General features: G+C 40.6%; 18 protein-coding genes, 2 tRNA genes and 1 pseudogene. 12 read left to right on the plus strand and 9 right to left on the minus strand.

The window, feature by feature from the left end; genetic code table 11:
• Nucleotides 1–435 precede the first annotated feature (435 nt).
• The 6 genes from BANH1_RS03745 to BANH1_RS03770 all read right to left on the minus strand — a co-directional run bounded on the left by BANH1_RS03745 (nt 436) and on the right by BANH1_RS03770 (nt 6821).
• Entirely contained in the window at nt 436–3189 is a 2754-nt protein-coding gene (locus tag BANH1_RS03745) for an autotransporter outer membrane beta-barrel domain-containing protein (RefSeq protein WP_015398089.1), read from the minus strand.
• Nucleotides 3190–3629: 440 nt separating this feature from the next.
• Nucleotides 3630–3706: transfer RNA gene (locus BANH1_RS03750), tRNA-Arg, on the minus strand.
• A gap of 39 nt (nt 3707–3745) precedes the next feature.
• On the minus strand, nt 3746–4051 hold the full coding sequence (locus tag BANH1_RS03755) for an ETC complex I subunit (protein ID WP_015398090.1): 306 nt from the start codon (nt 4049–4051) through the stop codon (nt 3746–3748).
• An 86-nt stretch (nt 4052–4137) separates the two neighbouring features.
• Nucleotides 4138–4214 (minus strand) — tRNA-Pro (locus tag BANH1_RS03760).
• 703 nt (nt 4215–4917) lie between these two features.
• On the minus strand, nt 4918–5607 hold the full coding sequence (hdaA, locus tag BANH1_RS03765; RefSeq protein ID WP_015398091.1) for a DnaA regulatory inactivator HdaA: 690 nt from the start codon (nt 5605–5607) through the stop codon (nt 4918–4920).
• A complete protein-coding gene (locus tag BANH1_RS03770; protein ID WP_015398092.1) occupies nt 5604–6821 on the minus strand; it encodes an AI-2E family transporter in 1218 nt (405 codons plus the stop codon). Before BANH1_RS03770 ends, hdaA begins: the two co-directional genes overlap by 4 nt.
• A 169-nt stretch (nt 6822–6990) precedes the next feature.
• Between BANH1_RS03770 and purM the strand changes: the two genes are divergently transcribed.
• Both purM and purN read left to right on the plus strand, forming a co-directional pair.
• Nucleotides 6991–8076 carry a phosphoribosylformylglycinamidine cyclo-ligase gene (gene purM / locus BANH1_RS03775; RefSeq protein WP_015398093.1) on the plus strand — a complete coding sequence of 362 codons (1086 nt, stop codon included), beginning with the start codon at nt 6991–6993 and terminating at the stop codon, nt 8074–8076.
• Entirely contained in the window at nt 8073–8684 is a 612-nt protein-coding gene (gene purN / locus BANH1_RS03780) for a phosphoribosylglycinamide formyltransferase (protein WP_015398094.1), read from the plus strand. Before purM ends, purN begins: the two co-directional genes overlap by 4 nt.
• Nucleotides 8685–8962: 278 nt before the next feature.
• Here the strand turns inward: purN and BANH1_RS03785 are convergent, their stop codons facing one another.
• From BANH1_RS03785 to BANH1_RS07205, 3 genes and pseudogenes are all read right to left on the minus strand, one after another.
• Complete coding sequence (locus tag BANH1_RS03785) at nt 8963–11509, minus strand: response regulator (RefSeq protein WP_015398095.1); 2547 nt, start codon at nt 11507–11509, stop codon at nt 8963–8965.
• Nucleotides 11510–12294: 785 nt separating this feature from the next.
• Nucleotides 12295–12711, minus strand: coding sequence for an RNA polymerase-binding protein DksA (dksA, locus tag BANH1_RS03790; RefSeq protein WP_015398096.1), 417 nt, complete (start codon nt 12709–12711; stop codon nt 12295–12297).
• A gap of 685 nt (nt 12712–13396) precedes the next feature.
• Nucleotides 13397–13852, minus strand: a pseudogene (locus BANH1_RS07205) (flavin reductase).
• A gap of 222 nt (nt 13853–14074) precedes the next feature.
• Here BANH1_RS07205 and rpe point away from each other — a divergent pair.
• From rpe to BANH1_RS03840, 10 genes are all read left to right on the plus strand, one after another.
• A complete protein-coding gene (gene rpe / locus BANH1_RS03795) occupies nt 14075–14749 on the plus strand; it encodes a ribulose-phosphate 3-epimerase (RefSeq protein ID WP_015398097.1) in 675 nt (224 codons plus the stop codon).
• Nucleotides 14750–14759: 10 nt separating this feature from the next.
• Complete coding sequence (gene purB, locus BANH1_RS03800) at nt 14760–16085, plus strand: adenylosuccinate lyase (RefSeq protein WP_015398098.1); 1326 nt, start codon at nt 14760–14762, stop codon at nt 16083–16085.
• A gap of 55 nt (nt 16086–16140) precedes the next feature.
• On the plus strand, nt 16141–16689 hold the full coding sequence (locus BANH1_RS03805) for an RBBP9/YdeN family alpha/beta hydrolase (protein ID WP_015398099.1): 549 nt from the start codon (nt 16141–16143) through the stop codon (nt 16687–16689).
• A gap of 158 nt (nt 16690–16847) precedes the next feature.
• Entirely contained in the window at nt 16848–17612 is a 765-nt protein-coding gene (gene purC / locus BANH1_RS03810; RefSeq protein WP_041582991.1) for a phosphoribosylaminoimidazolesuccinocarboxamide synthase, read from the plus strand.
• A gap of 82 nt (nt 17613–17694) precedes the next feature.
• The gene (gene purS, locus BANH1_RS03815) at nt 17695–17934 is read left to right on the plus strand and encodes a phosphoribosylformylglycinamidine synthase subunit PurS (protein ID WP_015398101.1); all 240 of its coding nucleotides are present in this window, start codon (nt 17695–17697) and stop codon (nt 17932–17934) included.
• An 11-nt stretch (nt 17935–17945) separates the two neighbouring features.
• Complete coding sequence (gene purQ, locus BANH1_RS03820; protein ID WP_015398102.1) at nt 17946–18614, plus strand: phosphoribosylformylglycinamidine synthase subunit PurQ; 669 nt, start codon at nt 17946–17948, stop codon at nt 18612–18614.
• Between the two features lie 310 nt (nt 18615–18924).
• Complete coding sequence (gene purL / locus BANH1_RS03825) at nt 18925–21135, plus strand: phosphoribosylformylglycinamidine synthase subunit PurL (protein WP_015398103.1); 2211 nt, start codon at nt 18925–18927, stop codon at nt 21133–21135.
• A 71-nt stretch (nt 21136–21206) separates the two neighbouring features.
• Nucleotides 21207–21440 carry a BolA/IbaG family iron-sulfur metabolism protein gene (locus BANH1_RS03830; protein ID WP_015398104.1) on the plus strand — a complete coding sequence of 78 codons (234 nt, stop codon included), beginning with the start codon at nt 21207–21209 and terminating at the stop codon, nt 21438–21440.
• Nucleotides 21441–21539: 99 nt separating this feature from the next.
• Nucleotides 21540–21872, plus strand: coding sequence for a Grx4 family monothiol glutaredoxin (gene grxD / locus BANH1_RS03835; protein ID WP_015398105.1), 333 nt, complete (start codon nt 21540–21542; stop codon nt 21870–21872).
• 68 nt (nt 21873–21940) lie between these two features.
• Complete coding sequence (locus BANH1_RS03840; protein ID WP_015398106.1) at nt 21941–23191, plus strand: multidrug effflux MFS transporter; 1251 nt, start codon at nt 21941–21943, stop codon at nt 23189–23191.
• Nucleotides 23192–23227 lie beyond the last annotated feature (36 nt).

Consider the following 23227-nt stretch of genomic DNA (forward strand, 5'->3'; position numbering starts at 1 on the left):
CGACGGGCAGTAGCGCCCCTTAAATTAACATAATTCTATAAGTTTTGAGCACGACTGCCCTGGAAAACAACAAACAGTGAAATATCCGGAAGCATCCCCTGCGCCCTCATTACAACTAAGAAAGGCGCCCCTCCTCCAAAGACACACCAAAAAAAATCTGCGTTATTCTGCAAAAAAGAAAAATGGCCGCTACAAAAATATTTTTATTTATTCACAATTCCTTTTCCCTTGATTTAAAGGAGAGTAACTTCACGATGCTACGGGTACCTCCTAGACGACAACCCCCACGACGTGACAGGTACTTACTACTCATCATCAAAAATACTATATAGAGACTCCCCGCCTGTGATATATAAACACGTCACGTTTATATAAAAAACACTAAGGCCACAATATGTAATTTGTGACCTTATAAGGTGTTAATCAAAATACCGCTCAAAAGCGATAACGTAAACCACCGGATAAACTAATCCCAGAAAATCCAGCTTCAGTGAGTTTTTGCTTATAAAGCACGTCGCCACGAAGTGTAATTTTTTGAGGTAATATGACCTGGACGCCTAGTCCCGTCTCTAACAAAGAGCCAAAGGCGCCTAACTGGAAGGCATCCCCAAAACGCACAAACTGTTCATCTTTCAAGCTTCTGGAAAGATGCAATTTGCCATATAAAGAAACAGAAGGCTTATTTTCAATTGCAACAAACGTCTTGCTTAAACGCCCACCGACACGCACCGTCCACTGATCGAGATTCCCCATATCAATATCAAATTCATCGATATCACGTGCCTTATCAAATGAAAGATTCTGGTAAATAAGCTGAACCTGCGGATCAAAAACAAGACCTTCATATCGCGTCGTAAAAGCCTTACCACCCATTAACGAAATACTTAAGGGTTTTCCCTTTAAGCTTGCCGTTTTACCTCGCACAACAGTAGAGACATCACCCTTAAATAAGCCGTAAGATAAAAGCCCATCTATATAAAAACCTGCACTACGCCGCACACCAGCATAAGCAGAAACTAACCATTTTTCAAACGAACTTTTTTGACTATTTTCGACATGCTGAGGCTGGAGAGAGAGCTTGCCATAAGTTCCAATAACCCCGACAGATACGGCGCCATATTCATTCTCTACCGCTTTCAGCGAAAGACCCGCTTCTACGGCATTATAATCAACATCAGCTCCATACCCATACTCAAATTTTGATAAATTTGAATCATAGCGGTGACGCCCTCCGTAACTCAGCGCAAAAAAGGCCTTCCCTTCACCTGTAAACTTGTCAAAATTGGCTCGCGTGGTTTCTAATTGTTTATTTTGAGTATTGATATCCATCAAACCACTGTGAAACAAAGCGTTCGGTAAAAGAAGATAATTTGAAACTTGGGGCACAACGGCCTTAATCTTTGCTCCAGAAGAAGATAGCTCCATATATTTGTGTTCGAGGCGGAAATCCCAAAAATCTGGATCGGTTGGTCCGGTTCCATTAGTTTTCATAAATCTTTGACTTGTGGCGGGTCCAAGAGGAGAATTAGGGCCATAAGCATTAAGCTGATATTGATAAGGCAGGCCGTGCAGTGCGGCGTAACCATAACCTAATTTAAAAGAATCTTGCGTTGCTGCCCCCCAAATCTGAATCATCGAGATACCTTGACTATTTTCGCCACCTTCCGCCATCTCCCCGAAATTTTCCGAAACAGATTGCACATAAACCTTAGTAGTCCCGGAAATATCGCCGTGTATTGAAATCCGATCGCTTCGTTGAGCACCACGCGAATCACCAGCATTGAGATGAAGGCGAGCATTGCCCCGCGCAGTATAAGCAGCACCCGCCCCCTCCCCGATGATGAACGTTTGGTATTCCCCGGATTCCGGCTGTTCAAAAGTAATAGAACTATCAGAAAGATTTAACGATGTAATACAAGAAGAAGAACCTTGGCAACCACGCCTCCTGATGTGCATATCCCTGTATTTGCTTTGTGTTAAAGTCCACAGCGAATCGTTCGTCAATTCGATGATAGCCTTAGCTGTGCTCGCAGTATGGACTCCCCCTCTGAGTGTAGAAGAATCAGACAGAACTAGCGCAGAATAGTAATCACCTACTTCCAACAATATATCACCAGAAAGTTTTGTATCTTCTGATAAATAGACGCGGCCGTCAGCGCTTTTAGCGTAAATAGCTGTGCTTTTTGGAACCGCAAAAGTCGTTTTTTTCAAACGAACAACCCCTGTTTCCGCCCTTATTTCTTCTGCTGTTGTATCTTCCTGAACCTGATCCTTTTTCTCACTTTCCTCTAGAAATAAAATGCCATAGCGCCCCTTACCTTTTACACTGATAACCGAATTTTCGACATTAACCTCGTTCTTCCAAGGATAACCTTTAACCTTTTGAAGCCACATGCCGTCGTCATCTATAATGTCAGTAGTTCCATTTTTGAAAATAACACGCCCCCCCCCTAAAAGATAGAAAACTACATGAGAAGGTCTGAGTCCTTCATATTCTTTTGGCGACCGCGTGGAGGTAATAGAAACTTTATCCAAAGCGATATTTCCCCTTCTGCTTAAGTAGAGGACGCCGCTGTCTACTGCGCTGATCGCTCCCCCTGTCACCTTAATGGTTGAATCCGCTACGGAAACAAGACCCGTTCCAAAATCATTTGCCTCGATTTGTGTATCAGTTAAAGTGACAAAAGCTCCTTGATCTGCCGCCATGACACCCGTCGCTGCTTTAATCACTCCGCCCCTCATCTCAGCTATTCCTTTAGAAACATTGAGACCTATCTCCACATTTTCAAAGGTCGAATCGTTCAGAATGATCTTTCCTGCCTTTTCTACATGAACACCGTAATTTCCTTGAAGACTTGGATTGCCAATAACCTTTATATTTGCCGCTTTAATTACCGTATTTTGATTCGCCACTCTCAGGACTATAACTCGCGGAGGATTACCGTAGCTCCAATTTTGAGGAATATGAGAAGAAAAACTAGAAGGAGGAGACAAAAATTTTTCTAACTGATAAGATTTATCTACGAGTATGTGCGTTTTACCATCACTACATGTATAAAGGGCTGCTTCTTCATCACAGGCCGCCGGCACTCCGGCCTCAGGCTCTGCACTGAAACCCGCACTTTGTGAAAAAAGGGCAGCGACCATGATAACATATAAACTGACACAATTTTTAAACCTTTGAATCATATTATTTTAAACTTTCTCCCCCATAAAAAAATAAAATGGGCACCTTAACAGTATAAAAATACATAACGGATGCTATACATCTCGCACAGTGAAATATATAACTCATTATGTATTTTGTGTAAAGTCAAGACTAAATAACATAAAAATTTAGAATTTATGCTTTATGTTGTTGCTAAAAAATAGCCAGAAAGTATTCCCTCAAACATAACAAGTGGCTTGAAGAATAAACTAGGCAAAAACAAAAATCGTGAAACTGACGATATTACATCTTAGAGCTTTAAGCTGAACCAAAAACAGAGAAGCACCATTCTCTATCAAAATAGTCCGCGAACATAGTTAATAAAAAATAAAACAGTAACGAGGAAAAGAGAAGAAAAAGTGTGAAGTAACATAAAAGTGAAGATTGTCTATTCTTAAATAATTATTAATTTACTGTATTTTGGCGATCCCGACAGGATTCGAACCTGTGACCCACGGCTTAGAAGGCCGTTGCTCTATCCAACTGAGCTACGGGACCAGTTGACAATTTTTTCTTGAGTGCAAGCAGCAGCACCCTTTAATGCGTCCAAGATTGCTGCCGATCACTGCGGAAATTATCAGAATAAGAAACAGCACGCCGAGAAATTTCATGCGACTCCTCTACACGATAAGGAATAGCATTTTTAACAGCAAAAGCAACCGCTTCCTCCCTCGTCTGAAACCGAATCTTTATTTGACTATTCATATCAAATGTCGCTGTATATCCCATAAGAGGTTCAAGCATTTTTGCCCGCGCCGGTTCATATTGCAGAACCCAAAATCCGGTATTTGCCTTACCTGACTGCATTGATGTTTTAGCTGGACTATAAATACGTGCGACCACAGCTTTCTTCCTTCAGACCACGCAAAGCGCTTAAATAATACTTTTAACGTATACCGACCCAATCAGCTTATTATGCTTCATCAAAGTGGTCGGAGCGATAGGATTCGAACCTACGACCCCCTGATCCCAAATCAGGTGCGCTACCAGGCTGCGCTACGCTCCGCTATTTATACTCACTTCACGCACCTTCCCTAAAATTTTCACGACAGAAGTGCAAGAGCAAAACACATTTTTTTTTAATTTTGTTCCATTTCTCTATGAATGGGAACTTTTCCAAAACCCTTTCTACCCACTTGCGCACTCTTAATAAAACTATTTTAAAAATACTTAACCGCTTAACAACACTGACATAATATAATGCTAAGAGCAAAAACGGCCAAACTACAACAAAATTTTGAAATAATACTAGTTTTCATAAGCACCATTTTTACTTACGTAACAGTTAATCTTACTGCAAAAAATCTTTGAAAAAAACTTTACTCATGCTCCACCCAAATAGCTCTTATTCAAAAAATATTTGTCCCCTTAATAATGCACAAATACACAATCTAAAAAGGCGTCTTAGATACTTAAATAGCCTAACTTTTTCCTAAACTAAAAAAGGTTCTATTCCCCCTCTTTTAATCTTAATTTGGAATACACTATAATCGCTGACAGAGCATCTTGGCGTCGTTCATTAAAAAACTAACTATCCTTCGAAGATGTAATCAACGAGCACAAAATGGGTGATACACAACGACACGCCCCCATCCAATGAGCGTTGTTACCGAAACTGAGAAACCAAAACTATGCCCTTCTTTACACGCCAAAATGACAGTGAACACCAACGCTTTCTCGAATCATTTTGGGCACTAGAGGAATCATATTTATGAAATTTTAGCATTGATAGCTTCACCAATGACAGAACGGGTTATCTTGCTCTTCCTTTGGAGCGCCAACCGATCAGCAGAGTCAATAACACGACCTAACGAAAATACAGAACGCTCACAATGACTCACAAGATAGCGGACAATATCTGGGTTAACAGCAATTTGCCGATCAGAAAAAAGTTTAAAAGCGATAGCCGTTAATAATGCATCATCTGGCTGATCAATTATAACCAGCATAACTGAATTTAAACGACTTTTTAAGTCATTCAATTTCAACTTCCATGTAGATGGTAATGTGCGCGCAGTTATCAATAAAGTGGCTTGATCTGTGTCGAGACTTGCTTGTTTAACACTATTAATTAAGTGAAAAAGCCCAATTTCATTAATTTCGGCTGCATCAATATCCTCGATTAAAAGCGATCTGCCTGCGGAAGCCTCGGTAATAGCCCGATCAATTTCATCACGATGAATGCTTAAAGCGTTAGCTTTTTGCATCCATACACTAGAAAAATGCGTTTTCCCGGATCCTTTTGTTCCGACTAAAACTGCAACAGGCAAAACCCAATTCGGCCAATGATCAATTAATTGAAAAGCTGTACGATTACTATCCGTAATCACCAAATCATCAAATTGGAAAACCGATTCGTGAAAAAAATCTAGCGGTAATTGTTTTTCACGCTTAGTCATTCTATAGGCTCCGTCTTCCCACTCGGCGAATACATCTGGGAATTAAGATAAGTATGAAGGGCGAAGCGAACCAAAACGCCGATAGCAGCGGCCGCAGGAACAGCAATGAGCATACCTGTGAAACCAAATAAAGAACCAAAAGCAAAAAGTGCGAACATCAACCACACTGGGTGAAGCCCCACCGATACACCAACAAGTTTTGGTTGAAGGATATAACCTTCGACGAATTGCCCTATAAAGAAGACAGCTATAATAATAACAATCCATATCCAATCATTTGGATAAAACTGAACCCACGCGACACCAACGGATAATACCAGGCCGATCATTGTACCGATATAAGGAATAAAGCTAATAAGACCAATAAACATGCCGATCAGAAGACCAAAATTAAGCCCTGCTATAGTTAGACCGGCAGCATAATATCCCCCCAATATCAAACAAACCGTCCCTTGCCCGCGAATAAAACCGGCAACAGCTCGGTCCATTTCGTGAAAAATACTACGAACGGTTTGCAAATGATCTCTTGGTATCCATGAATCAACCGCTTCAACCATATAAGGCCAATCAAGCAACATATAAAACGTCACCACGGGCGCTACTACAGATAGGCTGATGATATTAACGATAGATTTTCCTGATCTCAAAAGCGAATTTAAAAGAGATGTAATTAAGTTCGATCCTTCTCCTAAAAACGCTTTAACGCTTCTCTGTAATTCGTTTGGATCACTGCCAAAATAGCGCCTTACCCAATCAAAATTATAATCAACAAAAAAAGCTTGAATGCGCTCAACGTAAACAGGCAAACCATTACTCATAAATTGCTGTATTTGCCAACTGATAACGGGGATTAAAATGATTAAAGCAGCCACAAAAATAATAATAATGGACAAAGTAATCAGGACCGTACCAAAAACACGACTAATACCGATTTTTTCAAGCAATTCAACAATGGGATTGAGAAAGTAAGCCAGCACAATCCCTGCTACGAAAGGAAGCAAAATTGATCCAAAAATAAACATAAAAACGACGAAAAAAACCAGCGCACCTAGCCAAAAAAAGACCTGCTTGCTCAAACTGTTCGGCAGCGGCACCTGAGTATAGGCTGGCACGTAAGTCGTATAACGGCCCCGCGCCCCGTTCTCCCTGATTTTCTTTTTCATTTTCGTCAGCTGCGCAGCGAAATTATCATGATCACCCGATATCTTATTCATAAATATCCCAAAACAAACCTTTCACGAAAGATTATGCAACTTCTTCCGCTAAGGTCAAGCGTACAATCATTTATTTCCTGAGTACTAAATAATCAATATCTCTTGCAGAGATGGCTTTATCATGGCATTGCGTAACATCGACACATGATTTTCTACAAGGAAAGCTCCGATGAGCAATCAAAAGCCAATAAGCGATAAACATAGTAGCACGCTTACCTACGCAAAAGCCGGTGTTGATATTGACATGGGCAATGCCATGGTAGAGAAAATTAGGCCTTGTATACGCTCAACTAAGAGGACTGGGGCTGATACAGAAATTGGAGGCTTTGGTGGTCTATTTGATTTAAAAGCAGCGGGTTTTACAGATCCTATCCTCGTGGCAGCTAATGACGGCGTAGGGACAAAATTAAAAATTGCCATTGAAGTAGGTATCCACAACACCGTCGGTATTGACCTCGTGGCTATGTGCGCCAATGATTTAATTGTACAAGGTGCTGAGCCTTTATTTTTCCTGGATTATTTTGCAACCGGGAAGCTGAATGTTGAACAAGGAGCTGCAATTATTTCTGGCATTGCAGAAGGGTGTCGGCAAGCAGGTATGGCCCTCATTGGAGGAGAAACTGCGGAAATGCCTGGAATGTACGCAAAAGGAGACTATGATTTGGCAGGCTTTGCTGTAGGAGCTGCCGAACGCAACGCGTTGTTACCTTCAAAAGACCTAATAGAAGGCGACATTATTTTAGGTCTTAACTCATCTGGAACTCATTCTAATGGTTTTTCTCTTGTCAGACAAATTGTTAAACAAAGTGATTTAAAATGGAATCACCCCGCCCCCTTCGATTCCAAAATGAATCTTGGTGAAGCGCTTCTCATACCAACTCGTATTTATATAAAATCGCTATTGCCGATCATACAACATTACAAAGGGATCAAAGCTCTTGCTCATATCACGGGCGGTGGTTTTTCTGAGAATATCCCGCGTGTACTCCCACCTTCCCTCTGTGCTGAAATTAATCTTTCCGCCATCAATGTCCCACCAGTATTTTCGTGGATCGCCAAACAAGGTGGAGTCCGAGGAATAGAAATGTTACGAACTTTCAATTGCGGTATCGGTATGATTGTCATCACAGCACGAAATTCAGCTGAAGCCATTACGCAAGAACTCGAATCACGAGGAGAAATTGTTACCGCTCTCGGTGTTTTAACAAAATGCCAAGATAAAAAAGTCGTCTATAAAGGTAAACTTAAGTTATGAAAAAAAAAATAACTATCTTTATTTCGGGCAACGGATCCAACATGGTCTCGCTCGCCGAAGCAAGCAAACAACCCGATTATCCCGCTAAAATCGTCTCGGTTATTTGTGATAATCCTCATGCTGCCGGTATTGAAAAAGCGCGAAACAATAATTTGCCTGTCCATATTGTCGATCATAAACAATATTCAACTAAAGAAGCATACGAAGAATCTATTCTTACTATTTTAGCCCAATATCAACCAGACCTTATCTGTTTCGCTGGCTATATGCGACTTATCTCACCCCATTTTATAAAACTTTATGAAGGGCGGATTCTCAATATTCATCCTTCTCTTTTGCCTTTATTCAAAGGCCTCAATACTCATGAAAGAGCCTTACAAGAAGGAGTCAAAATCACAGGTTGTACCGTTCATCTCGTCGCGGAAAAAGTAGATTCAGGAAAAATTCTCGCTCAAGCTGCTGTCCCAGTGCACCCCCATGATACTCCTGATAGTTTAGCACAGAGAGTCCTCAGAGCCGAACATAAACTTTATCCAGAAGCTCTAAAGACATTTATTGAAGGAAATAATAACACTGTAGATTTCCAACAGCAACTTTTATCCTTTTAAATTGGCCGCGCGCGCCACACCTTTTCATTGAACTTACTTTCTCATTCTGAAACACTAGCTCGCATTAACAAAAATGACGCCCCGTAAAAAAAGCTAGGTAAATAAAACAGAGAACTCAATCTCCTTGTTGCTAAACATAAAAAATTTATTTTTCCTTTCTTAGCATTCTAAAATACCACGTCGCACCTAATTTTATCCACGCCTTATCGTGAATATTCCCCAAAAGCACCCCAATTTACTGCTTTTCAACACTCCTTGAACCTGCGGCTTCTTTCTCTTTATCGCGCCAACGTTTCTTTGACTTCTAGAGTTAATTGCTTAAGCGTAAATGGCTTAGATAAAAATCCGAAAACAGCGTCTTCAGGAAGATTTTTAGCAAAAGCGTCCTTAGCGTACCCAGAAACAAAGATAAATTTGATGTCAGGATAATTTTTGCGCGATTCCTTAAGTAAAGTCGGCCCATCCATTTCTGGCATAACCACATCAGAGACAATGACATCAATAGCGCCTTTTTTTTCTTCAAGTATAGCAAGCGCTTCTACCCCGCTTGCTGCCTCTAAAACAGTGTACCCTCTCATTTTAAGAGCTTTTACCCCACCTACTCTGACCGCGTCTTCGTCTTCAACCAATAAAATAGTTGCAGAACCTGTCAAATCCGTATTTCTCTCCTGTTCTACAATTTTTTCGATTTGTTGAAACGCTTTATCCCTTGTATCACAAACATAACGAGGCAGAAAAATATGAAACGCTGTTCCTTCCCCTTCTCTACTGTCGCAATAAATGTATCCCCCCGTCTGTTTAACAATGCCGTAAACCATTGATAAACCCAGCCCTGTTCCCTTTCCAACTTTTTTTGTCGTAAAGAATGGTTCAAACATCTTTTCTTGTACAGCACTAGATATGCCAGTCCCTGTGTCTGAAATGGCTAATTGTACATACTCGCCAACCGCCAAGCCAACATAACTAAATTCAGTACTTTGCTGCTTTGTAATATTGCTTGTTGCAATCGTTACTGTGCCTCTATCAGATATAGCGTCACGTGCATTAATAACTAAATTCATAATAACACGCTGGAAAGATGCTTGATCAACTTCAACATCCCAAAGATCTAACCCCCCATGAATAAGCTTTAACTGAATATTATTTCCTAAAAGGGGCAAAATAAGATTACGGATATCTGATAAAAGTTCTGTAAAATCGACTTTTTCAGGTCGAAGCGTTTGCTTTCTAGAAAAAGCTAATAATTGTTGCACGAGCGCAGCTGCACGATTAGCGTTATTTTTAATATTGATGAGATCAGCATGTGCTGGATCAGAACTACGGTGTGTATTTAATAGAAGGTCACATGACATCAAAATTGCTGTTAAAACATTATTAAAATCATGAGCAATACCGCCAGCTAATTGCCCAACAGCCTGCATTTTCTGATTTTGAATTATTTCATCTTCGAGAGTTTTTTGTTCCGTTGTCTCTACTGCAGATATAATCAGCAAATTTTGTAACGTGTCATCGTAATTTTGTATCAGGGGCGTAACATAGAGGCGTAAATGACGTTCTTTGTTATTTTTTAACACTGTTTCTATCGGAGCGGAATAATTTTTATTCACCGCGACCTGCCGAAATGCACGATCTAACCATGCGTGATCACTACGAGATATAACATCATAAAGGCTAACGGTCTTGCTGATACATCCCATCAACAACGAAAAAGGGCTATTTATATGAACAAATTGTCCTTTTTGATCCACGACTGCTATCGCAAAAGGACTCGCACTAAAATATTCCGTTAATATATCGGGCAATTTAAACTGATGATCACTTTCACCCTTTTGCATCTTCTGTGGCGTCATAACAATGCGATAGAGAATACTCTCGTCTGGAAGAGGAGAGGAATAGATAAGGCAATTTAAGGCTTCTTTTTCACCTATCCCTGAATTTAAATACAAAGAAAATGCATAGGGTACAGAGCCATTTAAATTTTTGTGCCTGTCGCTTTGCAAAAGGATATCGCTCCACGTGCTATTAATTCCGGCCTTGCTCAATAATTGGTCAAAATGATATCGGTCAACGGTAAAATTCTCGAAATTTATTGAGAACCACTTGGCAAAAATCGCATTTGAATAGATAATTACTCCTTGTGCATTGACAGACACAAATCCAACAGGAGCTTGATCTAAGTGACTGACAGCTTCCTGAAAATTCAAGAAAAGGTCTTCGCGGCGCTTCCGTAGGTGCGAGATATCTGCGATACGCCAAAATAAAAGTCTTTTCTCCCGCTTTTTCACTGGCTGTACAGATATGTTATACCAAGCAGATTTTTTTTGTGCAGAATAGGTAAAAATTGATCGATCCACCTCGACTTCTTCTTGAGCTGAAAGGCCGCTCAACGCTGCTACTTTTAGGCGATATAAAAGTGCGCCAACACCCGGGAGATCAGCAATAACTGTATAACAAGAAGCCTCGGGCTCGTACGTAAAAATCTTTTGATAATTTTGATTAGAGTAATAAACAAATCCCGATAAATCAGATACTATAATGACGTCATCCATCTCGTTAAAGATACTAAAATCTAAGTCCCTACACAACCGCGTAGCGTCATATCTTAAAATACCCGCCCCCATCAGACACAGTACGATAACACCCACAATTGCCAAAACTAAAAAAAATACCAAAGCGATCTTGTAAAAATAGCTCTGCGGATGAAAAACGCCTAAAAAACCGATAATGAACAAAAAAGTTATCACAAAAATAACGCACCATATCGCAGCTCCCAAGCGGTTAGAGCTGGAGAATGATTTCTCAATACCACTTAAATTTATACACATCTTTACCCATCTCGGTTATGGTCATATTTGCATTACAGCTTATTTCTCTAATTGTTATTATGAAGTATTTACAACGACTTCTCCATGACCTCATCTGCCCCAGTAGAAATTACCCAATACTACGAAGCCGATGCCTTATATTTAACCGACTCTCTTACATTATTTACAAACTTATAAAGCCCAAATAATAATAACTTGGCCATCAAATAGGAAAAATAACATGAATATCTGGACGCCACACTAAATAGAAATACCCGCCGTAATATAATAACGAACCTTGATTTTTCATAAATGTGATTGCAATAATTTTCTCATCACTAATGTGTTTTTGCGCCACTTAAATCAAAAAAGCACCCCGCAACGCCCCAAAAAGACATCCGCTTTGTTTGACTACCATACGCAATAAAATCTCCGTTGGCTATAATCCCGCTTTATTCCGACGCGCTACGATGACGTAGAAAAGCTCATTGCTCGTTGCCGGATAAACAAACATTGCTGTAAAATCAATATCATCAGAACACACACCGCACAAAAACGCAGCCGATAACCATGAAGAGGTACACCGCCAACATCAATGGTAAAAAACAATCCAAATTTTGCTCTCAGGAAGAATATATTTTTCTTCGCGAATGCAATCAAGCCATATGAGATAACGTCTTCCCCCCTTATTTATCTATTTAGAAATTTCAGAAATCACAGCTAAAATTAAAGGGCGGAAAGAATTATTCTTATTTATCCCGCCCATAAAAATAAAATATCCCGCTTCAAACCCGAGTAGTTTATTTTTAATCATCCCGATAGACTTTTTCCTTTCGCTCGTGGCGTTCTTGTGCTTCCAGCGACAAAACCGCAATTGGTCGAGCTTCAAGACGCTTTATACCAATAGGTTCACCAGTTTCTTCGCAGAATCCGTAAGTACCGTCATTAATACGCTCTAAGGCAGCGTCTATTTTTGAAATAAGCTTTCTCTGACGATCACGAGCACGTAATTCGACCGTGCGTTCAGCTTCGCAAGACGCTCGGTCAGTCAAATCGGGTTGATTAGCATTCTCTTCCTGCAAATTTTCCAAAGTTTCGCGCGCTTCCCGTAATATATCATTTTTCCAAGAAACTAATTTAGCACGAAAATATGCCTTTTGTCGCTCGTTCATAAAAGGCTCGTCTTCACTAGGACGATATTGTCCATCAACCTTTTTGTTCATGCCATAAAACCTCCACATATGGTATGTGCGGTCTATATATTGTTCCAAACTGCTCAACACAAGCGTAAAATGCGTTTTGATAACAGTATTCAGAATATATTTCACTAACTGCCGAAATTTTTAGCTCATTTATCGCTTATTATATTATAATCTCTTATACCTTGAATCACGATATTTCCGGGGATTCTTTCGCCTAAAATGTAAGCCGCAGATCTTTCCAACTTAGTCCCCAAAAATAATTTCTCATTTTGAAGTAAAATACTTTTTTTGCAAAATATTGGGGCTACACTCGTCCTAATTTCTCCCTCGCTCAGTCAGATAAAATCATTTTTAAAATATCCAAAGACTGAATCACAAAATTTCATACCCCCCTCTTCAGTATTTTTCACACTAAATCACCGTATATAAACAGGCACTCTATTTATCTGTCCTTTAAAAAAGCTATTTTAAAATGCCGCTTACACACGTCCAGATAGCGACCGTTGCATTAACGCTTTTTTTGTCTATATAGCGCGATCATTATTCAACAAAAATCAAATTTCAGACATAATTTATTTATGGCCGTTCAAAAAGCGAAAACTCCGACATCACCCTTGATAAAATTGGAAAAAATTACGTAGTGTTTACGCTTAATTTTAAAAAGACCAAAAGTACTAAAAAGGGAAATTTTCAAAAATAAAAGTGCTCATAAAGACAGAGCATGATAGCCGCGGTTAAAATACATCGAAGCATCTTCTTCCCGATTGCAATTTATTGCGACAACTTCGCCGATTAGAATATAATGAGTTGCATGTTCGTGCCAACATATCAAACGACAATCAAGTGGGGCCAAAACACCCAATAAACTAGGTGCACCGGTCCTCAAAGTACCCTGTTATACCGCATTAAAGCACTCAGTTTGTACAGAACCACAACGTCCAGAAAAAATATCTGCTAACAAACGGTGTTTTCCCGCTAAGCTATTAACGCAAAAATTTCCATTTTCCATAAACAGCTATTTGGGGGGTCACGAAGCATCAAACAGACGAGAAGCGTAGGGGGATTATCTAATAAAGAACAGCAAGCTGAAATTGTCAGCCCACGTTTCTCCTTGACACCATTTGTCGTCACAATATGCACAGCTCCTACACTATTGAATCATAGCATCTCAGTATTTTTGCGGAGGAACGGTGACGATTGATTGCAGTTTAGGTGTTAAACATGTTGGCTTGACATATTTTTTACTTACAAAATTTTGAGGAAGATTTCAGTAAATTATTCTATTATACATTCTCATTTTGCTACATCAAATCACATGACAAGCGAAAATGTGTATTTATAACGCAATATCACGTGCTAAAAAGAGCTAACTCAGGAGACCTTAATGCCCCGCTCCCACCTTATTTCGCCTTCACTTTTAGCTTCTGATTTTTCAAAACTTGGCCAAGAAATATCAGATGTTGTTAATGCGGGTGCAGACTGGGTCCATCTTGATATCATGGATGGTCACTTTGTTCCTAATATCACCTTCGGCCCCGATGTCGTTAAAGCACTTCGTCCGCTGACCAAAGCAGTGTTCGATGTTCATCTCATGATAGCGCCTACAGACCCTTACCTTGAAGCTTTTGCGAAAGCTGGCTCAGACATCATAACTATACACGCAGAAGCAAGCCCTCACGTTCATCGCTCACTGCAAATCATCAAAGCGATGGGGAAAAAAGCGGGGGTTGCGATTAATCCGAGTACACCGGAACATGTGCTGGAATATTTGCTAAATCAATTAGACCTCATCCTTATCATGACCGTTAATCCCGGCTTTGGTGGGCAGAATTTTATTTTAGAAATGGCAGAGAAAATCAAGCGCGTAAAAAATATGATTACTAATTACCCTATTGATCTTGAGGTTGATGGCGGTATTACAGTTGACACAATCGGAATAGCTGCGAAAGCGGGCGCAAACGTATTTGTCGCCGGCTCTGCAATTTACAAAAATGGTAACAAAGATCTTTATAAAACACGTATTAGCGCGTTGCGCCAAGCCGCAATCTTCTCACAATAAGGAATCAATCATGATCACCCGCTATTCTCGTCCTGAAATGGTAACAATCTGGTCAGCCGAAGCCAAATACCGTATTTGGTTTGAAATTGAAGCGCATGCCTGTGATGCATTAGCTCAGCTAGGCATTATTCCAAAAGAATCAGCCCAAATCATTTGGGAAAAAGGCTCAGCCGCTGTATTTGACGTGAATCGTATTAATGAAATTGAAGCAATCACAAAGCACGATGTTATAGCATTTTTGACTCATTTGGCCGAATTTATCGGCCCAGAATCGCGTTTTATCCACCAGGGCATGACATCATCAGATATCCTAGACACGACATTCAATGTTCAATTAATGCGTGCCAGTGATATTTTGCTGAAAGACATAGATGAACTTCTTGAAGCACTAAAAAGACGTGCATTTGAACACAAAGAAACAATCACCATTGGGCGTAGTCACGGCATTCACGCTGAACCTACGACATTTGGAACAAAATTTGCCCTCGCATACGCTGAATTTTCTCGTTGTCGCAAACGTCTTCTCGCAGCGCGCGAAGAAATTGCCACTTGCGCGATCTCAGGGGCTGTTGGGACTTTCGCCAATATTGATCCAAGCGTTGAAGAACACGTAGCAAAGGCATTAGGTATGCGTGCTGAACCTGTTTCTACCCAGGTTATACCACGTGATCGCCACGCTATGTTCTTTACAACACTTGGTGTTATTGCTTCCTCTATCGAACGGATAGCTGTGGAAATACGTCATCTACAGCGGACAGAGGTCCTTGAAGTAGAAGAGTACTTCTCACCTGGCCAAAAAGGCTCATCTGCTATGCCACATAAACGTAACCCAGTTTTAACAGAAAATTTAACTGGACTAGCGCGTATGGTGCGTGCATTTACGATACCGGCCATGGAAAATGTCGCACTTTGGCATGAACGCGATATCTCGCATTCATCTGTCGAACGTTACATTGGACCCGATGCTACTATTACGCTTGACTTTGCCCTCACCCGCTTAACATCTGTTATCGAGAATTTAATTATTTATCCAGAAAATATGCAAAAAAATCTTGATAAATTCCGCGGCCTCGTTCATTCACAACGAGTTCTTTTAGCGCTCACACAAGCTGGTGTAAGCCGTGAAAATGCGTACCGGATTGTACAACGAAACGCGATGAAAGTTTGGGAACAAGGGAAAGATTTTTTAGAAGAATTGCTCAATGATCAAGACGTCATACAAGTTTTGAGTGAAGCCGAAATTCGCGAAAAATTTGACCTCACATATCATACAAAACACATCGACACGATTTTCAAACGTGTCTTCAATTATAACAACGATTTCACGCGGGAGTAAAAATGTGTTGCTTTTCTCTCTAATTTTGAGCCCGTATTAATGAAAGATAAAATTTATGAAAGCGAGTCAACTCGATATTCTCATTATTCCAGGTTATAAGGGATCCGGCCCTGACCACTGGCAAACACGCTGGGAACGAAAACTATCCACCGCCCGCCGTGTTGAACAAGCTCATTGGTCGAAACCTGTACGTGAGGAATGGGTCGAGAAAGTTGAAATCGCTATTGCGCAAGCTACAAAACCGGTCTTTATTATCGCCCATTCATTAGGAGTTCCAACGGCCATTCACGCAGTTGCGCGCGGAGCGGAAAAAGTTCGTGGTGCTTTTTTTGTCGCTCCACCGGATGTGACTAATAAAAAGACATGCCCTAAACACTTAATGACATTTGGTCCATATCATTGCGCAAAATTGCCTTTCCCTTCAGTGGTTGTAGCCAGCCGCAATGATGAATTTTGCCAATTTTCCGTAGCAGAAAAACTTTCTAATGATTGGGGAGCGTTCTCAGTGGATGCCGGACAATCTGGACATATTAACGCAGAATCTGGGCACGGACCTTGGCCTGAAGGGCTTATGATTTTTTCCCATTTTCTCGCGAAGCTTTGATAGCGGATACAAGCAATTTTCAAAAAATTATATGGCTTAATTTTTCTTTGGAATAATGAAAATTGTAGTAAGTGTCTCGGCGATCATTGAGAATTTTTATCAATTAGGATAATATCGCCCGTCAACACTATCGAGACTTCTCAACGGAAAGAATCATGATGAATCGTCGCAACCGTATTTACGAAGGCAAGGCAAAAATTTTATATGAAGGCCCTGAGCCAGGAACTTATATTCAGTTTTTTAAAGATGACGCAACTGCATTTAATGCAAAAAAATATGAAATTATTGACGGAAAAGGGGTTCTAAACAACCGCATCTCAGAGTATATCTTCACTCAGCTCGGCTGTTTAGGGATTCCAACGCATTTTATAAAACGTATCAATATGCGAGAACAACTTATTAAAGCGGTTGAAATTATCCCGCTAGAAGTTGTTGTACGCAATATAGCTGCAGGCTCCCTTTCTAAACGTTTAGGGTTGGAAGAAGGAACAGCTCTTTCGCGGTCTATCATCGAATTTTACTATAAAAATGATTCTCTTAATGATCCAATGGTAACCGAGGAACATATTACAGCTTTTGGGTGGGCCGCCGCGCAAGAAATAGAAGATATTATGCAACTTTCAATTCGCATCAATGATTTTCTCTCCGGACTCTTTGCGGCTGTTGGTATTCAATTGATTGATTTTAAAATGGAATTTGGCCGCTTATGGGAAGGCGAAACGATGCGCATCGTTCTTGCCGATGAAATCTCACCTGATTCTGCTCGTTTATGGGATGTACGAACGCGAGAAAAAATGGATAAAGATCGCTTTCGTCATGATATGGGCGGGCTCATCGACGCTTACCAAGACGTCGCAAGGCGCCTCGGTATCATGAATGAAAATGAACTCCCACGACCGAGTGGCCCGGTTTTAGTGAAATAAAAAACAAGGCAATATGATGTTACCTTGCTTTGCTTAGCGTCCCTCTTCAAAAATGACCCCCTTTCAGCGACAGGAAACAAAAATGAAAGCACGCATTACAGTTACCTTAAAAAGCAGCGTTCTTGACCCTCAAGGAGAGGCGATCGTTGGCGCTTTAAATAGTTTAGCGTTCAAAGACATTCGATCCGTCCGCCAAGGAAAAATCTTCGATATTGTACTCGATGATATGCCTGATAAAATAGCAAAACAAAAACTTGAGCAGATGTGCGAACAATTACTCGCGAACACTGTTATCGAAAATTACGCGATAGAACTTCTTTAAGTGGATATTCCATGAAAACTGCTATTATTCAATTACCTGGATTAAATCGTGATCGAGATATGATCGCGGCGTTATACCATATAACGGGTGTTGAGCCATTAAAAATTTGGCAAACAGAGACGACAATCCCGGACGTAGATATGATTATCATCCCTGGTGGTTTTTCCTATGGTGATTACCTAAGATGTGGTGCTATTGGTGCACAAACGCCTGTTTTGCGGGCTGTTCGTGAAAAAGCGCAAAAAGGTGTACTGATTGTGGGAATATGCAATGGTTTTCAAATTTTGCTGGAAGCTAGGTTGTTACCTGGTGCCTTAATGCGCAACGCTTCGCTAAAATTTGTTTGCCGTGAAGTAAAACTTGAAGTAACCAACGCTAACACAAAATTTTCCCGAAGCTATTCTCGAGGACAAATTATCCGCTGCCCTGTCGCTCACCACGATGGAAACTACTTTGCTGATAGTGATACGTTAAAACAAATGGAAGATGACGAACAAATTGTTTTTCGCTATGCGGAGAATACAAACCCCAACGGTTCCATTAATAACATCGCAGGTATTATTAACAAAGCTGGTAATGTTTTTGGTATGATGCCTCACCCTGAAAATTTCATTGAAGCCGCACATGGTGGTGTTGACGGCCGCCTATTTTTCCAGAGTGCTTTAGAATTGGCAAATTAATGATCACTAAAATAAGTTTTGTAAACTCCTTTGCTGCTCTTATATCGGTCGTCTGTACTGAGCGGTCGGGGCTATGCGAAATAAATTTAGCAACCAAACTTCTTTACCCTCAACAGTGGAGACTATTATTACTCCAAAGACACTAAGGCTATTCTAATCTTCACTTCAACTAATGTATTTAAGGAGCAGTCCCAATTTATAAATAATCAATTATTGTAGTAATAAAAAACAAAGTCACTGGTGATTTAAATATCTAAATTAAGCAGCTATCAATATTCAATTTTGATTAATTTGGCGGAATAAAATACCTATGAATCTTCGCAATGACATTACCATTACCCCAGAGTTAGTCACGCGTCACGGCCTAAAATTTGACGAATATCAACGTATTCTAGAGTTAATTGGCAGAAAGCCAACATTTACAGAACTTGGAATTTTTTCTGCAATGTGGAATGAGCATTGTTCTTATAAGTCATCTAAAAAATGGTTGAAGACTTTGCATACGACAGGAAAATGTGTCATCCAAGGGCCGGGTGAAAATGCTGGTGTCGTCGACATTGGTGATGGCCAATGTGTTGTTTTTAAAATGGAAAGCCACAACCACCCTTCTTACATTGAACCATATCAGGGCGCAGCAACGGGTATAGGAGGCATTTTACGTGACGTCTTCACAATGGGAGCGCGTCCTGTCGCAACCATGAACGCATTACGCTTTGGGTCACCTGATCACCCTCTAACACGCCACCTTGTTTCCGGTGTCGTTTCTGGAATCGGAGGCTATAGCAACGCTTTCGGTGTCCCAACTGTCGGCGGAGAGATTAATTTTGATAAGCGTTATAACGGTAATATCCTCGTCAATGCATTTGCAGCTGGTATCGCTAAAACAGATTCTATTTTTTACTCTAAAGCGCGAGGAGTAGGACTTCCTGTTGTTTATCTTGGCGCTAAAACAGGACGTGATGGCGTCGGTGGAGCAACAATGGCTTCAGCTGAATTTGACGATTCAATTAATGAAAAACGTCCGACCGTTCAAGTTGGTGATCCTTTTACCGAAAAATGTCTTCTTGAAGCTTGTTTAGAATTAATGGCACTAGGAGCTATCATTGCTATCCAAGACATGGGTGCCGCAGGGCTGACATCCTCTGCAGTCGAAATGGGCGCAAAAGGAGATCTCGGGATAGAGCTTAATCTTGATAAAGTACCCGTTCGCGAAGAGAACATGACAGCCTATGAAATGATGCTTTCTGAGAGCCAAGAACGTATGCTTATGGTTTTAAAGCCAGAAATGGAAGAACAAGCAAGCGCGATTTTTTATAAATGGGGGCTTCATTTCTCTATTATCGGAAAAACGACAGATGATCTACGTTTCCGCGTACTGCATCAAGGAGAAGAAGTGGCCAACCTTCCAATCAAAGAGCTCGGTAACGAAGCACCTATTTATGATCGTCCTTGGATAAAGCCGTCTCAAAAACCTATTCTTAAGTCAGAAGAAGTGGAGAAAGTTCAAAATCTCGGTGATGCGCTCCTTGCATTACTTAACTCTGCTGACCAAAGTTCACGGCGGTGGGTTTACGAGCAATATGATACAATTATCCAAGGGAATAGTCTTGTCTGTCCAGGGGGCGACGCGGGTGTTATACGCGTAGATAATAAAAGCAGACGTGCTCTCGCTTTTTCTTCTGATGTCACACCTCGTTATTGTGAAGCTGACCCCTATGAAGGAGGAAAACAAGCCGTCGCGGAATGCTGGCGTAATATTAGTACCACAGGCGCAACACCGCTGGCTGCTACGGACAATCTCAATTTTGGCAATCCTGAAAAACCTGAAATTATGGGGCAGCTAGTTTGCGCACTTAAGGGTATAGATGAAGCCTGTAGAGCTCTCGATTTTCCGATCGTCTCGGGGAATGTTTCCCTCTATAATGAAACTAATGGGGAAGCAATCCCTCCCACACCTACAATAGCTGGTGTCGGTATCCTGGATGATTGGTCAAAAATGGTTACAATCAGTGGCATGCAGAACGAAGATATTATCGTTTTAGTTGGCTCTTGTGGATCACATTTGGGACAATCAATTTATGCGCGTGATATTTTAAACATTGAAGAAGGTGCACCACCTTATGTAGATTTACAACTTGAAAAAAAACATGGACAATTTGTCCGAAATGCTATTAACCGTGGTTTTGTTCATGCTGCACACGACATTTCTGACGGCGGATTGGCTGTTGCTCTTGCAGAAATGGTCATTAAAGCAAATAGAGGAATCAAAGCGGAATTGAGCGCTTCATCGATGCAACATGCCGAACTTTTCGGCGAAGATCAAGGGCGTTATCTTTTAGCGATCAAACCCGATGCACTCGATGACCTTAAAATACTCGCACAAACGGACGCTGTTTCTTTAACAGTGCTCGGTACAGTTAGAGGTGATATGCTCGATATAAAAAACACATTTGCACTTTCTATATCTGAACTTACGCAAGCTTATGAGAATTGGTTTCCGGAGTTTATGGGCGAAAAATAAAAAAAATTATTCATTATTGTTGACTATATGCTATTTTCGTAAACCCAACGAACAATTAGAGGAAAACGGCCATGGCAATGAGCGCTCACGCAATTGAAACTCTTATTAGTGAAGGTATTCCCGGTGCAAAAGTAACGGTCCGTGACCTTGCCGGAGATGGCGAGCATTACGCTGCAAAAGTTGTTTCTGAAAGTTTTCGGGGAAAAAACCGCGTCCAACAACATAAAATGGTTTACGACGCTCTTAAAGGTAATATGGGAAGTCTACTCCATGCTTTAGCGCTTCAAACAAGCGTCCCTGAATAATTTAAAAATTTCTTCTTGCATTCATTCCGTCAATACGATTAAAAAACGGCGCAGGCATAACTGCGTGCACCTCCGCACTTGCAATATTGAGGAACGATAATGACCACCGCTTATGATCTTATTGATAACGAAGTTAAAACGAATGATGTCGTTTTATTCATGAAAGGAACGCCCAACTCCCCACAATGTGGGTTTTCTGGGCAAGTTGTCCAAATTCTTGATTATCTGGGATTAAAGTATAAAGGAATTGATGTCTTGACCTCTGATGAATTACGTCAAGGAGTAAAAAGCTACTCAAATTGGCCAACAATTCCCCAGCTTTATATCAAATCTGAATTTATTGGCGGTTGCGATATTGTTAAAGAAATGTTCCATAGTAACGAATTGCAAAATTTACTAAAAGAAAAAAACATTACCTTTAATATGTCATAAATTATTTTCGTCTTATTCAGCCTTTTACAAAGCGGTATTCAGTCGGGATTTCTACTTCGAGGGTGCTCATGTCGTATTCAGTCGACGAACAAAATCACAGAGATGCAATCAGAAAAAAAATTGGATATAAAGAGTTCGCTATTATCATCGCAGCGCTGATGGCGGTCAATTCTGTAGCTGTTGATATTATGCTGCCTGCCATGTCTGATATTTTAGGGGATTTTCGCATTGCCGATGAAAATGGTCAACATTACATCATTTCCTGTTATCTTATAAGCTATGGCGTCACACAGATATTTTTTGGTCCGATAAGTGACCGTTACGGGCGGCGCAGACTTGTTCTTTTCGGCCTCGCTCTTTATTCATTTACCTCTATCGGCTGTGCATTTGTATCTAGTTTCCCTATATTGCTCTTTTTACGCATCTTACAAGGGGCTGGTGGGGCAGCTATGCGTGTCCTTGCAACTTCCATCGTACGTGATCTTTACGAAGGTCGTAAAATGGCAGAGGTCATGTCTATAGCCATGATGGTTTTTCTCGTTGCGCCAATGATTGGACCGGTAACAGGACAGGTAATTCTATTATTTGCACCCTGGCAATTTATTTTTATATTCATGGCAATCATCGGCTTTGGACTAATGATTTGGATTCAACTGCGTCTGCCCGAAACACTTCACATGCAGCATTCTCTTTCATTTTCTTCTGTCAAAAATAGCTTTCAGCTTGTTATCACCAATCGTAGTACTCTTTGCTATACTCTTGCAACTTCTATTATCTTAAGTTGCATATTTACTGCTATTAATACATCACAACAGATATACGAAGGAATTTACAATTTAGGCCCTTGGTTCCCCGTTGCTTTTGCTATTGGCGCTGCATTCCAAGCTGTATCTTCTTTTTTTAATTCTCGACTTGTTGGACGCATGGGAATGCGACGTATTGCCCATACTATGCTTTTGTTATTCTGTGCTGTCTCGTGCGTGTGGTTTGTCGCTTCGATCTTGGCAGGTGGCACTGTTTCTTTCTCTTTTTATATGTTGCTGTACTGCACACTCATGTTTGCATGCGGTGGTATGATGGCCAATTTTAATACACTCGCTCTCGAAAGCGTGGGGGAAGTCGCTGGGACTGCGTCTTCTGTATCAGGTTTTCTCCAGACATCCATTGCTACGGGCCTCGGCTTTCTTATCGCGCAACAATTTAACGAGACGACAATTCCTAATTCAGCAGGATTTTTCTTTTCTAGCCTCGTTGCTATATTACTTGTCTTATGGGCTGAACATGGGCGTCTTTTTATGCAATATCACTCTGCTGAATAAATATCGACTATAAAATTGGAAAAAGGTTCGGGATAA

Source organism: Bartonella australis AUST/NH1, from assembly GCF_000341355.1.
GTDB classification, from domain to species: Bacteria; Pseudomonadota; Alphaproteobacteria; order Rhizobiales; family Rhizobiaceae; genus Bartonella; species Bartonella australis.

Coding starts and splice junctions, on each gene's coding strand:
- BANH1_RS03745 (WP_015398089.1), bottom strand. CDS start 3,189: ATGATTCAAAGGTTTAAAAATTGTGTCAGTTTATATGTTATCATGGTC.
- hdaA (WP_015398091.1), bottom strand. CDS start 5,607: ATGACTAAGCGTGAAAAACAATTACCGCTAGATTTTTTTCACGAATCG.
- BANH1_RS03770 (WP_015398092.1), bottom strand. CDS start 6,821: ATGAATAAGATATCGGGTGATCATGATAATTTCGCTGCGCAGCTGACG.
- purM (WP_015398093.1), top strand. CDS start 6,991: ATGAGCAATCAAAAGCCAATAAGCGATAAACATAGTAGCACGCTTACC.
- purN (WP_015398094.1), top strand. CDS start 8,073: ATGAAAAAAAAAATAACTATCTTTATTTCGGGCAACGGATCCAACATG.
- BANH1_RS03785 (WP_015398095.1), bottom strand. CDS start 11,509: ATGTGTATAAATTTAAGTGGTATTGAGAAATCATTCTCCAGCTCTAAC.
- dksA (WP_015398096.1), bottom strand. CDS start 12,711: ATGAACAAAAAGGTTGATGGACAATATCGTCCTAGTGAAGACGAGCCT.
- rpe (WP_015398097.1), top strand. CDS start 14,075: ATGCCCCGCTCCCACCTTATTTCGCCTTCACTTTTAGCTTCTGATTTT.
- purB (WP_015398098.1), top strand. CDS start 14,760: ATGATCACCCGCTATTCTCGTCCTGAAATGGTAACAATCTGGTCAGCC.
- BANH1_RS03805 (WP_015398099.1), top strand. CDS start 16,141: ATGAAAGCGAGTCAACTCGATATTCTCATTATTCCAGGTTATAAGGGA.
- purC (WP_041582991.1), top strand. CDS start 16,848: ATGAATCGTCGCAACCGTATTTACGAAGGCAAGGCAAAAATTTTATAT.
- purS (WP_015398101.1), top strand. CDS start 17,695: ATGAAAGCACGCATTACAGTTACCTTAAAAAGCAGCGTTCTTGACCCT.
- purQ (WP_015398102.1), top strand. CDS start 17,946: ATGAAAACTGCTATTATTCAATTACCTGGATTAAATCGTGATCGAGAT.
- purL (WP_015398103.1), top strand. CDS start 18,925: ATGAATCTTCGCAATGACATTACCATTACCCCAGAGTTAGTCACGCGT.
- BANH1_RS03830 (WP_015398104.1), top strand. CDS start 21,207: ATGGCAATGAGCGCTCACGCAATTGAAACTCTTATTAGTGAAGGTATT.
- grxD (WP_015398105.1), top strand. CDS start 21,540: ATGACCACCGCTTATGATCTTATTGATAACGAAGTTAAAACGAATGAT.
- BANH1_RS03840 (WP_015398106.1), top strand. CDS start 21,941: ATGTCGTATTCAGTCGACGAACAAAATCACAGAGATGCAATCAGAAAA.